At 56.9% G+C, this 15,194-nt stretch carries 13 protein-coding genes and 2 pseudogenes; 10 read left to right on the plus strand and 5 right to left on the minus strand.

Going from position 1 to position 15,194, the window contains the following annotated elements; genetic code table 11:
• Window position 1 precedes the first annotated feature (1 nt).
• The 10 genes and pseudogenes from E5221_RS09040 (at window position 2) to E5221_RS09085 (ending at window position 9,263) form a co-directional block, all read left to right on the plus strand.
• Window positions 2–721, plus strand: a complete 720-nt coding sequence (locus E5221_RS09040) for a hypothetical protein (RefSeq protein WP_247847163.1) — start codon at window positions 2–4, stop codon at window positions 719–721.
• A gap of 123 nt (window positions 722–844) precedes the next feature.
• Window positions 845–1,081: pseudogene (locus E5221_RS09045) on the plus strand (contractile injection system protein, VgrG/Pvc8 family); the annotation flags it as partial.
• A 17-nt stretch (window positions 1,082–1,098) separates the two neighbouring features.
• Window positions 1,099–1,701 (plus strand): suppressor of fused domain protein, encoded by a 603-nt coding sequence (locus E5221_RS09050; protein ID WP_247847165.1) that lies wholly within the window; start codon window positions 1,099–1,101, stop codon window positions 1,699–1,701.
• 37 nt (window positions 1,702–1,738) lie between these two features.
• Window positions 1,739–4,534 (plus strand): annotated as a pseudogene (locus E5221_RS09055) (RHS repeat-associated core domain-containing protein); the annotation flags it as partial.
• An 8-nt stretch (window positions 4,535–4,542) separates the two neighbouring features.
• Complete coding sequence (locus E5221_RS09060; protein WP_247847168.1) at window positions 4,543–5,127, plus strand: DUF1629 domain-containing protein; 585 nt, start codon at window positions 4,543–4,545, stop codon at window positions 5,125–5,127.
• Window positions 5,128–5,412: 285 nt separating this feature from the next.
• Window positions 5,413–6,612, plus strand: coding sequence for an RHS repeat-associated core domain-containing protein (locus E5221_RS09065; RefSeq protein WP_348984756.1), 1,200 nt, complete (start codon window positions 5,413–5,415; stop codon window positions 6,610–6,612).
• The gene (locus E5221_RS09070) at window positions 6,606–7,142 is read left to right on the plus strand and encodes a hypothetical protein (RefSeq protein WP_247847170.1); all 537 of its coding nucleotides are present in this window, start codon (window positions 6,606–6,608) and stop codon (window positions 7,140–7,142) included. The genes E5221_RS09065 and E5221_RS09070 overlap by 7 nt, the downstream gene beginning before the upstream one ends.
• 312 nt (window positions 7,143–7,454) lie before the next feature.
• Window positions 7,455–8,129, plus strand: a complete 675-nt coding sequence (locus tag E5221_RS09075; protein ID WP_247847171.1) for an SMI1/KNR4 family protein — start codon at window positions 7,455–7,457, stop codon at window positions 8,127–8,129.
• Between the two features lie 82 nt (window positions 8,130–8,211).
• Window positions 8,212–8,565, plus strand: coding sequence for a hypothetical protein (locus tag E5221_RS09080; RefSeq protein WP_247847173.1), 354 nt, complete (start codon window positions 8,212–8,214; stop codon window positions 8,563–8,565).
• A 266-nt stretch (window positions 8,566–8,831) separates the two neighbouring features.
• The gene (locus tag E5221_RS09085) at window positions 8,832–9,263 is read left to right on the plus strand and encodes a DUF2628 domain-containing protein (protein WP_013971637.1); all 432 of its coding nucleotides are present in this window, start codon (window positions 8,832–8,834) and stop codon (window positions 9,261–9,263) included.
• A gap of 203 nt (window positions 9,264–9,466) precedes the next feature.
• Here E5221_RS09085 and E5221_RS09090 read toward each other — a convergent pair whose 3' ends face one another.
• From E5221_RS09090 to E5221_RS09110, 5 genes are all read right to left on the minus strand, one after another.
• Window positions 9,467–9,733 (minus strand): hypothetical protein, encoded by a 267-nt coding sequence (locus tag E5221_RS09090; RefSeq protein WP_061552318.1) that lies wholly within the window; start codon window positions 9,731–9,733, stop codon window positions 9,467–9,469.
• Between the two features lie 542 nt (window positions 9,734–10,275).
• Window positions 10,276–11,910, minus strand: a complete 1,635-nt coding sequence (locus E5221_RS09095; RefSeq protein WP_015269458.1) for a BatD family protein — start codon at window positions 11,908–11,910, stop codon at window positions 10,276–10,278.
• Window positions 11,907–13,625 carry a tetratricopeptide repeat protein gene (locus E5221_RS09100; protein WP_247847174.1) on the minus strand — a complete coding sequence of 573 codons (1,719 nt, stop codon included), beginning with the start codon at window positions 13,623–13,625 and terminating at the stop codon, window positions 11,907–11,909. Before E5221_RS09100 ends, E5221_RS09095 begins: the two co-directional genes overlap by 4 nt.
• Window positions 13,622–14,698, minus strand: coding sequence for a VWA domain-containing protein (locus E5221_RS09105; protein ID WP_015269460.1), 1,077 nt, complete (start codon window positions 14,696–14,698; stop codon window positions 13,622–13,624). The genes E5221_RS09100 and E5221_RS09105 overlap by 4 nt, the downstream gene beginning before the upstream one ends.
• On the minus strand, window positions 14,691–15,185 hold the full coding sequence (locus E5221_RS09110; protein ID WP_015269461.1) for a DUF4381 domain-containing protein: 495 nt from the start codon (window positions 15,183–15,185) through the stop codon (window positions 14,691–14,693). The genes E5221_RS09105 and E5221_RS09110 overlap by 8 nt, the downstream gene beginning before the upstream one ends.
• Between the last annotated feature and the right edge of the window lie 9 nt (window positions 15,186–15,194).

Here is a 15,194-nt window from a genome sequence, read left to right on the forward strand (position 1 = left end):
TATGTTCTCTAAAGATGACTTATTGCAGTCCTTTGCTTGCGTGGAAGAATACGCCGGTTGCTATTTTTTTCAGCACAAGCTTCCAAAAGTGGTATATGAATATTGTTTGAAAAGTACAGATAGGAAAGATTTGCTGGTTATATCTGAGGGCGTAAGTGACAGGGTGTTTTCTGTGGAGGTTGTTGAGCAGGCGCCTGACTCCTTGAGTCAGGATAAGACTATAATATTCGATATTGCGCCGAATAAGTATGGTTTTACTCATGTGTTGGTTGTGCCCAATACTTATAACGGCAGCTTGAAAGGACGGCTGGACGGTAAGCGAGGGAACTTGTATCTTTGTATTCCTATACATCGGTGTGAATTTTCGGGAGGCGAATCTGAGGGTGAATTTAAAGAAATGATTCAGCGTATGATTCCTGTCTTTCGTTGGAATAGGAGCGCTTGTCCTAAAATTAAAGTGTATTTTGATAATCCGGGGACTGAAGCCGGCACCGATGAGTCTGGCGTGTTGATGAAGTATCCTGCACTATTATCAGAGATAGAGAATCTCAATGGTGTAGTTAGTGGATTTATTGAGATTACAAACTATAAGGGCGAAGTGGTGGAAGTCCTATCTCCAAAAAAAGAGGTGTTTACTCTAGTTCGTAACCGGAAAGATGAAGAAGTGCTCACGCATTCTCAATTGGTCGAGGTTTTGAACGGTTTTATTTTTGCTGGATGATGGCGTTTGCTAGGCAGAAGTTTCTGGGATTGGCGGTCTTTAAAATGCAAATTTTAGGTGACGACTGCTGGCGTTGAGGCGGTCGGATGTTTTGCTTTCTATTTTAACACTGGCCCTGGCGAGATTGCCGAAGACTCCGGCGTACCGCTGAAGTCGATGATGGGCCAGCACGTCAGCATCGAAATCGAGTTGGCCGAAGGCGCCCGCGCTATATACCTGACGCGCTTTGCCAGCATCAGCAGCATGGCCCGTTACACCGCCACCTTCAACCCGTGGTTCACGATGCTCAAGAACTGCTTCGACACGCGGATCTTCCAGGGCACCACGGTCGAGGAAGTGGTCACCGAAGTGTTCGCCATCTATATTTGGGTCCGTAAATGACTATTCCAAGCGAACAGTGCAAGGCAGTAGCTAGGCATGCTTTGAAGGTTTTTGGGGGTGAGCTCAAGGTTCAAGCTTATTATGATGACTTTAGAAGTATTTCGGTAGATGTACTGACTACCCTGGACTCTTTGCATGTGGGGGTGAAGTCTTTAGGTACGATAGGGTTGTCGGAAGTTCCACTATTTGCTGGTGATGGCGAGGAATTTTCTACTCGTGTAGAGCTCTGTGCCGGGGCTTTGACTGAAGAGACCTACTGGGAAAATGCAATAGCTTCCGCAGCTTTCTTTATCCGAAAAAGCCAACGTTATGTAATGCCGGGTGATGTAATTGTTGATGTGTTCAATGATTACCTAAAGGCTCCAAAAAAGCCTCATATGTATTTGACAATTCCTTTCATGTGGAACGATGCTCATTTTCCACAGCTTGAATTTAACTCGCTAAAAATAAATTGGTTGCAGTGCATAGCGATTTATGAAGATGAGCGTGCTTTCATCGAGAAATTCGGAGGCGATGTTTTTGACGATTTGTTGTCTGATCAAGAGATAAATACGCTTGATCCTGATCGTCTTCCTGTTGATCTATCTCGATTTAAGTGATTTTAATTTAGTTTTACGGGGGCGGCAGCTGATCGGCGCCCGCACCAGCTGGGCCACCGACGTGCTCGGCCGCGAGCTGGAAGTGCAGTACAACCCCGACCACCGGGTGATCGCCAGCCGCGACTACGGCGGCGAACGCTACGCCACCGAGCTGGACGACAATGGCAACATGGTCGACCTGACCTTGGCGGACGGTAGCTGCCTGCAATTCAAGTACGACGAATTCTCCCGTCTGCTCGAAGAGACCGACCCGCTGGGCCGCAAGACCACCTACGAATATCACCACCTGACCACGCTGGTGACCCAGGTCAGTTACCCGGATGGCAGCACCTGGCGGGCGCGCTACGACGCCAAGGGCAACCTGCTCGCCGAATTCGATGCCCTGGGTCAAATGACCGAATACCTGAACAGCGATGACGGCCTGCCGCACACCATCATCGACGCGACCTACAAGTCCAAGTACCTGTGGTGGAACACCCTGGCCCAGGTCGAGCGTTACCAGGATTGTTCGGGCAAGAACACCTGGTACCGCTACGACGAACGCCAGCACCTCGTCGCGGTAACCGATGCGCTGAACCAGACCACCACGCTGGAGCGCAAGCCCGACGGTGAGGTGCTGCGCATCAGCCATCCCGACAACACGGCGGAAACTTTCACCTACAACGACCTTGGTCAGGTGCTCGACCACACCGATGGCAAAGGCCAGATCACCCGCCTGCTACGCACTTCCCGTGGTTTGCCGAGCAACCGCCGGGACCCGAAAGGAGGTGTGGTTCGTTACGAGTACGACAAGGCTTGGCGCCTGACCGGGTTGGTAAACGAGAACAACGCCACGTACCGCTTTGCCTATGACGCCTCGGATCGGCTGATTGAAGAGGTGCGGATCGATAATCTGACCCGGCGCTTCAGCTACAACGCGGGTGGCCATCTCACCCGACTGGATGAGATCGGCTATGGCGAAAATGCCGAGCGCCCGGAGCGGCATACGCTGTTCGAGCGTGACACCATTGGCCGGTTGGTCGCCAAGATCAACCGCGATGCGAGCCAGACCTTCGCGTACGACGACGGCGACCGGTTGCTGAGCATCGAGCGGCAGCCGACCGGGATCGGCAAGCAGCTAGGGATCAGCGAAGAAAAGCTAGAGTACACTTACGATTTGCTGGGCCGGCTGATCAAAGAAATCACCTCCGACGGCACGCTCGGCTACGAATACGACCCGCTCGGCAATCTGACTACGCTAACCCTGCCAGATGGTCGTAAGGTCAACTACCTGTACTACGGCAGTGGGCACCTGCACCAACTGAACCTGGACGGTCAGGTGATCAGCGACATGGAGCGTGATGACCTGCACCGTGAGGTTTACCGGACCCAGGGCAAGCTCACCAGTTGTTTCGGTTATGACGCGATGGGACGCAAGGCTTGGCAGTTTGCCTCGAGCTTGCCGGCTGACAAGCTCTCGCAGGTGCACAACACCGGTATCAATACCTCATTGCTGGTGGAGCATGCGTACAACCCGATTCACCGCCGTTATCAGTACGACCCGGCAGGTGAACTGGTGCGTACGCTCGACAAGCTGCGTGGCGAGATCAAGTACGAGTACGAAGCGAACGGCCAGTTGCGCAGCCGCGATACGGGCTCGCTGGTTGGCAGCGAAGAGTTTCGTTACGACCCTGCGGGCAACCGCCTGGATTTCAATGCCCGGCAATTTGCCAAGTCCAGGGACAACCGCATCACACACTGGCGGGACCAGGAGTACCGTTACGACCCGTGGGGCAACCTGATCGAGAAGCGCTCGGGGCATAGCAAGCTGCAGAACTTTAGCTATGACTGCGAGAATCGGTTGGTGCGGGCGGAGACGCTGGTCAACGGCAAGTTGGAGAGTACCGGGCACTACCGTTACGACAGCTTGGGGCGGCGAATAGCCAAGCAGGCGGAAATCAACGGCAATGTCGAACAGAAGCGCTTCCTCTGGCAAGGCTTGCGGATGCTGCGCGAAGAAACGCCGGGGCAAAACATCTTGTACCTGTACGAGCCGGGTAGCTATGCACCGTTGGCGCGGGTCGATCAACTGGAAGGGGAAGAGCAGAAGGTCTATTACTTCCATACTGACCATATGGGGTTGCCGCTGGAACTGACGGATAGTAATGGCGAAATAGTCTGGCAAGTCTCATATCGGTGCTGGGGGTGGACTGACAAATTTATAGTTAATGATGTTGACCAGAATCTACGGTTTCAAGGTCAATATTTCGATGATGAAACAGGCTTTCATTATAATCTGTTTAGATTTTATGAGCCTGAAGTAGGACGGTTTATCACACAAGACCCGTCGGGGATTTTAGGTGGGGATAATCTATATGCATATGCTCCGAACCCTATATCTTGGTTGGATCCTGCTGGTCTTTCGCCTAGTAAGCTTCTTGCTGCAGCCATGGCCAAAGCCGGAAACACGGTCCCGCCAGGGTATGCCGCACACCATCTCATTCCCACTAATGTTGTCAATAAATCTAGTCTAATTCAAGAGGCTATGAAGCGGGGGTTATATAATCCGAATGGCACAAGTAATGGTTCGCCGTTACCTACGACTTCGGCTGAGTCATTAGCCTCAGGTAAGCCATTGCACAGTGGCGGGCACTTGGGGTCATATTATGATACTGCGCGAAACCGCTTGATGATAGCGGAGCAAAAAATTGGTAATCTAGCAGCAGCCTCTGATAAAGAGTTGCTCAGAAAAATTGGAGCTGTTGAGCGTAGTATGCGTATGAGTCTCGGGTCAGATACTATTCGATTACAAAGTACAGATCCTAGGCCAAAAGGCACCCGCTCGACATGCTAGGAGGAAAAATGAACTATTATTCAATGTGTCATGAAGTAGTGGAAGGTGGCTATACAGATGGAGATGTAGTGTTCCACCCACCTCTATCTGATTATTATCAGATAGGGATGAGTCTCTCCTTGATTGGTGTGTCGGTTTCTGTGGTTTTGGATAAAAAGGTTCGCGCTCTTGGGTCTGATTTTTTCTTGACAACTTCCGGTGCTTTTTTTGTATCCCAGGAGTTTAAGGATGTTCTTGGGGGGCTAAATACTAACCTGCAGTTTTCCCCCGCAGATGTAAAGCACTCTAATGGAAAGCCTACGGTCAAAAAGTATTATTTCATTCACGCTAATGACAGGTGCGCATGCTTTGACTACGGGCTATCGGAGTACTCTGGTAAGTCTTTGGTTATGAGTAAGATTAAGGCCGGTGAGCTGGCGGCTGATTACAAGGTCCGAGGCGTAAAGAAGATGTGTATTGATGAGACAAAGACTGGTTCGCTGGACCTTTTCTTTGTGGCAGGTGTGATCTGGATCGACCCTATTGTCTCAGAGGTATTGGTGCGCAAGATTGAAAGCAATAAATTGCTGGTCAGGTTCAGTGCTATTGGGTAACTGAAAGCTGATCATTTACTTGTGCGTGATTTTCTATATGAATCGTTTATAGTTGGGTGGAATAACATACAGCTCAGGGTGACTGAGTAGAAGCCAGAGTACGCCTACGACCTGCTGGGGCGGCTGACCAAAGAAATCACCCCCGACGGCACGCTCGGCTACGAGTACGATCCGCTCGGCAACCTGACTACGCTGACCCTGCCGGATGGCCGCAAGGTCAACCACCTGTACTACGGCAGCGGGCACCTGCACCAGCTGAACCTGGATGGCCAGGTGATCAGCGACATGGAGCGTGACGACCTGCACCGGGAGGTGTACCGGACCCAAGGCAAGCTCACCAGTTGCTTCGGTTATGACGCGATGGGGCGCAAGGCGTGGCAGTTTGCCTCGAACTTGCCGGCAGACAAGCTCTCGCAGGTGCACAACACCGGTATCAATACCTCATTGCTGATGGAGCATGCGTACAACCCGATTCACAGCCGTTACCAATACGACCCGGCAGGTGAACTGGTGCGTACGCTCGACAAGCTGCGTGGCGAGATCAAGTACGAGTACGAAGCGAACGGCCAGTTGCGCAGCCGCGATACGGGCTCGCTGGTTGGCAGCGAAGAGTTTCGTTACGACCCTGCGGGCAACCGCCTGGATTTCAATGCCCGGCAATTTGCCAAGTCCAGGGGGCTGAGGATGCTGCGTGAGGAGACGCCGGGGCAGAGCATCTTGTACCTGTACGAGCCGGGTAGCTATGCGCCGTTGGTGCGGGTTGATCAGGTGGAAGGGGAGGACCAGAAGCTTTATTACTTCCATACGGACCAGATTGGTACGCCGCTGGAGCTGACGAACAGTGACGGCAAGATCGTTTGGCAGGCGACTTATCGTTCTTGGGGGGCAATAGAGAGTCTGCCCATCAATGAGATCGAGCAGAATCTGCGCTTCCAAGGCCAGTACTTTGATGACGAGACGGGACTGCACTACAGTACCTTCCGTTACTACGATCCCGAGATCGGGCGTTTTGCCACTCAGGATCCAATTGGACTTCTTGGAGGAATCAACCTTTACCAATATGCTGTCAATCCACTCGGTTGGTTAGATCCACTAGGATGGGCTGGAAACCCTGCTAATGCTACGCATATCGCATACGAAGGTGTAAAGGATGGTAAGCCTTATATTGGTTACGCAAGCAAGCCAGGACTAGGTCATTCAGCCCAAGATGTACTGGGCTATCGATATTCAAGCACTGCGCACTTTGATGTGGCGCCTGAGCCATTCTTTGTCGGTGATGGCCAAGCTGGAAAAGATATTGCGAGGGGATTGGAACAGAGGGTGTTTGAGGATGGAGGCGGCCTGAAAGGAACATCTAATAAACGAAATCCGGTGGGGGTGAATAATCCAAGTAGAGATCGTTATCTCGCGGCTGCTGATGAGCATAGAACTTCGAGTGGAAAGGCAAAAACTAGCAGAAAGGTAAAGGGGGCTGCATCATGTTGAAGTCTTTGAAGTGGCAGGAAGGTTTGGTTGTAAGTATAAAGGTGGAAGAGGGTTATTACGCTATTTCGCAAATGAGAAACAACCATCTTTTGGAGGTTTTTGACATTTTTTCTAGCAATGATGATTGGGTGGGTGTGGATTTAAACAATATCGATTTACTGTTCACGATTTTTGTTTCGATAAAAAATATCAAGAAAATTTTTTCGCGTGTAGTATCTAGCGAACTGGTTGCGCCAAATAAACGACCTGTTGAGCGTCGTATGCTTTCAGCAATATTTGGTACTCCCGGAAACACTGGTGCAAAGCTCATAGAGTTGTCGGAGGGGTATTCAAATATTGGTGGCAAAATAATCAAAGACTTCCTTTCACCTGATGGAGACCTGGAGTTAATTCGTCGCTATGAACTTTGTGGGATGGTAGGCGATCCCGAGAAAATTGTTTCGCGAATTAAAAACTATCGGGAAACTGGAGTGAACTGGGATCCGTCGAAAGAATTCTTGTTTCCTGGTATCCAGCGGCCATCGCAATAAAAATGTCGGGCATCTAATATGAGATGCATCAGTGCGGAAAATTTTTTGGAGTCAGTTGCAATATTTGGATGGCGGAGAAAGCTTCTATCTTGAGTCATGGCGAGGAGATTGGTAGACATTGAGTGCTTTTTCGTAATCTTTGCTGTGGCTTTCTGGTTCTTTAAAATATAGGTTTGATTTAGACGGCTGATTTTTGCCCTCTAATTTAGTTTTCTTTTGCTTTTAGGAAGTTGTATGCAACTGTCGGTATTTCTATAGCCAGTACCGGGAAGTCCATTCAACCCTGTGCCTTCGGAGCTGAGGTGTATGAAAATGAATTGGCCTGAATCTTTAAAGCAGCGTATTGTAACCGAGCTTAAAGGTTATGATGTGTATTTCTCACCCGGCGATGTCCCTGTGGATATCGATTTCCCCAAACAGTGGCGTGGATTTGGCTTTACAAATAGTGGGAAAAAACATATTCCTGCGGAATGGGCTGAGTTTTCCGAACTTTTGCCTTGGGTAAGCGCGTGGCTAGAAAAATGTGTGTTAGGAACGGTTTTGGCTGTGAGTGATCGCCCATACCTCATGTATGCATATAGTGAAGGTGGTGATTTATGCTTCTATATGGGCGGGGCTCCACTAGGCGTTGAAGGGTCAGGTTTCGATGGTTATCCTAGTTTTCCTGCGAGCTTCCGGCAGTTTTATTCAAGATTGCATAATGGTTTTGGATTCTATATTGGTTGCACTATGGGGCCGTCGAGGTTGGAGGACTTTGTTGCTGTCAAGGAACTGTGCGATGAAGATTATCCAGCACTCCCTGATATGGTGGCGGTATTTTCTAGCGGCGCTGGTGATTATTTGGCTTTGGGGAATGGCTCACACAAGGGTCAGGCTTTTATCTGGTGGCATGAGAAACCAGAAAACCCGACAGAAGGAATCGAATTATGGGATGTGATGGATTCGTGGATGTCTATTTTTTTGGAGAACTCCGACTCTAATGAATAATAGAGTGGCAAAGTGGCGGTAAAGTAATGAGTGCAGATGGCGAGAAGGTTTATAGGGATGATCCAAGGTTAACTATAGAACAATGTCTGTCATTGCGATTGTCATGGAGGGGGCTGGGGTCTCAGCTTCAGCCCTTATGAAGCTCCATCGTGTACTTGGTGTCCCATTGTTGCAGTTGAAATCAACGATTCTGGCGCATGAGCCAGTATTAGAGTTGGAGATTTTTGACGGCGACTACCACGATCATGCAAAAATGATTCGATCAGTTTGTGCTGTGCTAACTGCGGAAAAAGTAGATGCGTCTTATTACGAAATTCCCTATGGTCAGCAATATGTAGGGAACCCCAAATTATCCATTTGGAAAATCGATTCAAGTCTGGTGGAGGGTATATTGAGTGCGGCTGATGATGAGGTGGAGCGACAGTCCAATAGTTAGTCTAATAGGGGGTATACGAAGTTCCTTAGCGGCACCCGCATTCACCTGCACTACGACAACCCGCTGGGTCGCCTGAGCGACATCAATCGTGTGGTGAACAACGAATTTCTGATCGCGCCGATCTGGAAGCCTTGAGCGTTCTGTGACTTGGCTCTCGCTTTGCGGGAGGTATCAAGCTTGCCCTCAAAGGCATGCTGATTTACCCTCCGAACCGGCCATGATCATGGCTATTCGACACTCACGGACGACGATCACAGGAGTCACCAATGGAAGGCATCCCACAAACCCAATCCACCCCAGATAACCTCAAGCCAAAATGGCGGGAGCGTTTCGCTTTCTTCGATCAGTACGGCGCACCCACCTCCGAGCCCTACAAAGCCGCTTTCCGCGCCTTGCCATTTGGCAAGAAGCTGCTGATCAACAACAACTTCATCGCCTTTTTCTTCGGCCCGATCTACTGGTTCGTGCTGGGACTGTGGAAGAAGAACCTGGTTATGCTGGCCATCATGATCGCCATCGGTGTTCTCCTGAGCTACTACGAGATCGCGACGGGTAGCGAGATCCCGCGCCCGTTGGATAACGGCATCAGCATGGCGTTTGCGTTTCTGTACAGCTTCCTGACCAACCGTGCCTACTACCTGAAGCAGACCAAAGGGCAGCAGAGCTGGAACCCGTTCGAGGGGCAGCGGTTCATCTGAGCCGTCAGCCAGGTCAACCGGTGCTCGCAGGTTGATGAAGCCCTCTCTCCGATCACGGTCTTTGTAGGAGCGGCCTTGTGTCGCGAAAGGGCCGCAAGGCGGCCCCGGCGATTTTGCGGTGATGCGCAGATCCTGGGGGCGCTTCGCACCCCTTTCGCGACGCAAGGCCGCTCAGGGGCCGCGCATGTCTTGGGGCTGTGTAATCAGTGCCGGGTGATATCCCCGGTTTGCCGGTGCAACAGCAACTCGGCCAGGGCCTTGGTCATCTGTACGTGATGCACCGCGTTGACCAGCATGTTGATGCCGGGCTCGCCGGCATTGGCGCAGATGTATTCGTCCAGCGAGTCTTCGATGCCGGCCATCAGCTGGAGGGTGTGGATCAGGGCGTCAACCGAGGGGGTGTCCTGGTTGATGGTGTAGAAGGGGCGAGCCGTTAGTTTTGCGGGTGGATCGGGGACGATCTTTTTCATGATTCAAACCCTTTGCTTGATCAGAGAATGCCACCACCGCAACCTTCTCACGGGTTTAGGTGGCAGCCGTGCGCGGGGTGAGAAACCGAGGAAGCAAAGGAAAACTCGGCCAGACCGAAGTCTGCCCGCGCGCGGCCGCCATGAAAGCTGGCGGAAATTTGCTTATCGTCGGGTTCTCACACCCGGTCACCGAAGCGACCCGGAAACGTTATCCGTGAGGTGTTTCCCCGACAACAGCGATAGTTCGGCAGCGCGCGTAGGATAATTCCTAAGCGGGTTGATCCTGAAGCATTGGGTTGCAGGTTCAGAAATATCTTACGGTGGCACCGGCTGCGCCGGTGTTCGCGGGCACGCCCGCTCCCACAGGGGTCGTGTAAGCAGTCAATGACTGTAGGAGCAGCCTTGTGCTGCGAAGAGGCCGGTATGACAAAAGACTGTCTGTGGCAGTCATGGCCTCTTCGCAGCACAAGGCTGCTCCTACAGGCCGGCGCGGTCATTGTGGGGGCGGGTTTACCCGCGAAGAGGCCTGCACAGGCAGCACATCACTTGGGATATAGCGGCGGCAGGCTGCCGTTCTCGCCGGTCGGCAGCAATACCTGCTCAGCCGGCGGAATCGTACCGATCGCCCGCCACAAATCTTCACCCTGCCAATACTGCCCGCTCTCGCTATACAGCGCCCCGTTCAACCCATCCAGTGCATCCGACAACGGCACGAACCGCGCCGCCATCTCGGCCAGGGTCTCCGGCTGCTGGCGGGCCCAGGCGTCCAGCGCCTGGCGGGTTGCCTGTGGGTCGTTGGCCTGGCACGCGCGCTTGAGATCATCCAGCAAGGTACGCGGGCTCGGCCCGGCCTGCGCGGCACGCAGCACCGCTGGCTGCGAGCGGGCGCGCCACCACAGGGCAAAGCCCAGCACGGTGGTGAGAGCGAACACCAGGGTGGCCAGCTGCCAGGGCCACAGCAAGCTGCTGGCACTGCTGTTGTCGCCGACCGGGGTGTCGGCGCTCAGCGCCGGGTTGTCCTGCACATTCAGCGTGCGCGCCGGCAGGCTGCTGTGCTCCAGGTGGTCTTCTCGGGTATTCCACCAGGCCACTTCCAGCGCCGGCAGGGCCAGCGCGCCGCTGTGGGTCGGCACCAAGGCTTCGCGCTCTTCGCGGTTGGCAATCATCCCTCGTTCGCTGATTTCGTTGCGCAGCAATGGCTGGTCGGGGTACCGGCGCAGGCCGGTGATTTCGGTGGCTGGCAGCGGTGGCAGCTGGGTGCTGGACAAGCCTTCGGCACGCAGGGTGATGTTGCGGGTCAGCGAGTCGCCAATCTGCACCTGCTGGTTGCCAGGGTCGGGGTTCCAGTGCTCTTCAAGTGTCAGGCTGCGGGCCGGTAGCCAGGGCACGCCAGCAGGCCAGGCCGCCGGAATCGGCCGCACGGCCAGGCGCAATGGCAACGAGCTGACCTGCACCTGGTGGCCGGCCCGGGCCGTGCCGTTGGCTTGCGGGGCCTCGTCCTGGCTGGCGGCGGCGGTGGCGGTGAAAGTCAACGGTGGGATGTCGAGGGTGCCGCTTTGTTGGGCATACACGGCATAGCGGGTTTCGATCACGCCGTGGCGGACGCCGTTGATTTCCTTTTCATAGGTGCGCGACTCACCCAGCGGTTCGACCTTGGCATTTTCCAGTTGCAGCGGGCTGAGGCTGCTGTCGTCGTACAGTGCCACTGAATGGTAGATGCGCAGGGTGAGCACGGCCTGGGCCTGGACGTAAACCTCGCTGCTGTCGAGCGTGGCTTCGATGAACACCTGCGAGGCACTGTCCTGGCGGCTGGCATCGGCCTGCAGCACTTGCAGTTCGATGGCCTGGCTGTGCGACTGGCCCAGTTGCAGTTCGGGGATGCGCAGGCTGCCGCTGCGCCGCGGCAGCAGGGTGATGATCCAGCGGGTACTGGCGCGGGTTTCGCCGTCGAGGCTGTGCAGGCTGTTCAGCTGGCGCGTGCCGCGCACTTCGAAGTCACCCTCCAGCGCGCGCAGGTCGGGCTTGCCGAACTGGGTGACGTCCTGGCTTTCCAGAGTCAGCTCCAGGCTTTCGCCGGCTTCCAGGCGGGTACGGTCGACGCTGGCCCGCAGCAACGGTTCGGCCTGGGCCAGTACAGCCCACAGCAGACAGAGGAGAAAGACGCCGAAGCGACTCATCGTGAGGTTTCCTGATGCAATTGCTGTTCATACCAGAATTTGCGCCGCAGCAGCTCCGCCGGGTTGTCGGGGATCTCCCGCAGCCATTGTTCCAAGGCCTGGCGCTGTTCGGTATCAAGGCTGGTCGATACCGGGCGCTGCGGCGGCTGGATGACGCTGTCGTCCGCGCCCGCTTGGTTGCCAGGCGTTACCTGGCTGTTGCTGCTGCCTTCTCCGGGCTGTTCGGCGCTGGCCTGTTCGTCGTTGCCGGGCGTGCCCTGGGCCGGGCTGCTGGCCGAGCTGCTGTTGCCTTCGGTTTCGCTGCCGGGCGTGCCTTGGGTATCGCTGCTGGCCGGTTGTTCCTCGGCAGTGGCCTCGCGCTGTTGCAGCAGTTGCTGCACCAGTGCCTGATTGTCCAGCGCCGCTTGCAGGTCGGGCTGGCGTTCCAGGGCTTGTTCGTAGGCGTCCAGCGCAGCTTCCAGCTCACCGCTGCGGGCCAGGGCGTTGCCTCGATTGTAGTGTGCGGCGGCGGTGTCGCCTTGGGAAAAGGCTTCGGCAGCGCCGGCATAGTCGCCGGCCTGGTACAGGGCCATGCCGCGCCATTGCGGGTCCTGGAACTGGCGCGCGGCGCTGGCCGGGCGGTTCTGCTCCAGCAGGCGCTGGCCTTGCTGGTCGGGGCGCAGCCACAGGTCGTTGAACTCGAAGGCCTGGCTGGGCTGGGGCAGGGCCAGCAGCAGCGGCAGGCAGAACAGCCAGCCGCGTCGGCCGGCACAGGCGGCCAGCAGCAACAGCGGCAGCAGCAGCCAGTACCCCTGGTCGGCCCAGCTGTCCAGTTGCAGGGTCTGGCCATCATTGCGCCCGGTGCGCGGGCTGTCGAACAGGCCCAGGCCACGCAGGTCGAGGTCGTCGATGCGGGCATGCCGGTAGCGCCCGCCGGTGCCGCTGATGAAGCCCTTGAGGCTGGCGCTGTCCAGGCGTGGCAACAGGATGCCGCCCTGGTCGTCCTTGAGGTATTCGCCATTGGCCTGGCGCACCGGTGCGCCTTCGCGGCTGCCGATGCCCAGCATCAGCAGGCTCGGGCCCTGGCGGCCGAGGGCCTGGGCGATGCCTTCGCGCTCCGGGGCGCTGAGCGACGAGCCGATCAGCAGCAGGCGGCCCTGGCCCAGGCCGCTCTGGGCAAGCAGGGCGAGGCCTTTTTGCACGGCCAGGTCGGCGCGCTGGCCGGGCTTGGGCATGATCGATGGGTCGACCGCCTCGAGCAGGTTGCGGCTGGTGGCCAAGTCATCGGACAGCGGCACCAGGGTGTGTGCGGAGCCAGCGTAGACCACCAGCGCGGTCTGGCTGTCGCGGCGGTGCTCCAGCAGGTCGAGGATTTTGCGCCGCGCCTGCTCCAGGCGGTTGGGCGGGCTGTCCTCGGCGAGCATCTGCGGGGTCAGTTCGAGCAGGATCACCAGTGGGTCGGCCGGGCGCTGGCGGCTTTCTTCCACGCGCTGCCAACTGGGCCCGAGCAGCGCCAGGATCACCAGCACCCAGGCCAGGCCCAGCGCCACCCACGGCAGCTTGCTGGTGCTGCCGCTGCCACCGCCGAGCAGGACGCCATGGAACGCCGGTGGCAGAATCATCTGCCAGCGCCCGGCGCGCTTGCGCCGGTGCCACAGTTTGTACAGCAGCCAGGCGAGCAGGGGTACGGCCAGCAGCCAGAGCGGGCGCAACCATTCGGGCCACAGTTCGATCATCGCCGCCTCCTCAGGCGCAGGCGCTTCAGGCGCTGGCGCCATTCCGGGTGCGGTTGCAGGAAGCGCGGCTTGCGCAGCAGGCGGTGCAGCAGGTTGTCGGGCCATTGCACGGCCAGCACCAGCAGCACGCTCAGCAGCAGGGCAAGGGCCAGGGGCCAGGCATACAGGGCCTTGGCCGTGCGCGCCTGGGTCGGTTGCTGGGCCACCGGTTCGAGCTGGTCGAGGGTGTCGCCGATGGCGTCCAGTTCGGCGCCGTCATGGGCGCGGAAGTAGGTGCCGTGGGTGATGTCGGCAATTTCCTTGAGCGAGGCTTCGTCCAGGTCCAGGCTTGGGTTCAGGCCGAGCAGGCCGGGGGTGCCGCTGGCTTCGGGGTTGGCGCCGATGCCGATGGTATAGATACGCACGCCTTCCTGGGCTGCCAGGCGGGCGGCGGTCAACGGGTGGATCTGCCCGCCATTGTTGGCGCCGTCGGTGATCAGTACTAGCACCCGGCTTTGTGCCGGCCGTTGACGCAGGCGCTTGACCGCCAGGCCAATGGCGTCGCCGATGGCGGTGTTCTTGCCGGCGATGCCGATCTGCGCCTCGTCGAGGAAGGTACGCACGGTACGTCGGTCGAAGGTGAGCGGGGCCTGCAGGTAGGCCTGGCTGCCGAACAGGATCAGGCCCACGCGGTCGCCTTCGCGGTCCTGCAGAAAGTCGCCGAGCAGCGCCTTGACCAGGTCGAGGCGGCTGATTTCTTCGTTCTGCCACTGCATGTCGGGGAAGTCCATCGACCCGGACACATCCACCGCCACCAGCAGGTCGCGGCCGCTGGCAGCCACTGGCACCGGCTCGCCCAGCCATTGCGGGCGGGCGGCGGCGCACAGCAGCAACAGCCAGATGACGACAAAGGGCGCCTGCTGGCGCCAGGTTGGCAGGTTGAGCCGCGCGCGGCGCCCGGCCAGGCCTTCCAGTTCGTCGAGGAAGCCCACCTTGAGCACCGGTTCGCCGCTGTCGGCGGCCGGCAACACCAGGCGCGCCAGCCACGGCAGCGGCAACAGGGCGAAAACCCACGGCCAGGCCAGTTCAAACATGCTTGCGAATCCAGGTTTCGACGGCTTGGCTGAGCCCGGCGATGGCCTTGTCGTCGAGCTTGCACTCGGGTTTGTAGGCGCCCTCTACCAGTACCATCCAGCGGGTCAGGCCGGCGGCCGGGCAGCGGTTGTCGAGAAACGCCAGCCACTGGCGGCCGTTGAGGGTATGGCTGTTGGCGCCTGGGTAGTGGCTGCGGCACAAGCGCTTGAGCAGGGCGTTGATCTGTTGCAGCCACGCCCCGGCCGGCGCGCCATCGTAGGGGCGCGGCAGGCGGGCCAGTTCGGCCAGTGCTTCCACGCGTACCGGGTCCAAGGGTTGTTCGGCACGCACGATACGACGTTTGCCCGGGCGCCAGTGGCGCACCCGCCACAGGCCCCAGGCCAGCAGCGGCAGTACGGCCAACAGAAGCCACCAGCCGGGTGCAGGTGGCCAAAGGCCGATCGGCGCAGGGGCGATCAGCGGCTGCAGTTGATCAAGCGGGTTCATTGGCCGCTG

The organism is Pseudomonas sp. A2 (assembly GCF_023100865.1).
In the GTDB taxonomy this organism is placed as follows: domain Bacteria; phylum Pseudomonadota; class Gammaproteobacteria; order Pseudomonadales; family Pseudomonadaceae; genus Aquipseudomonas; species Aquipseudomonas asiatica.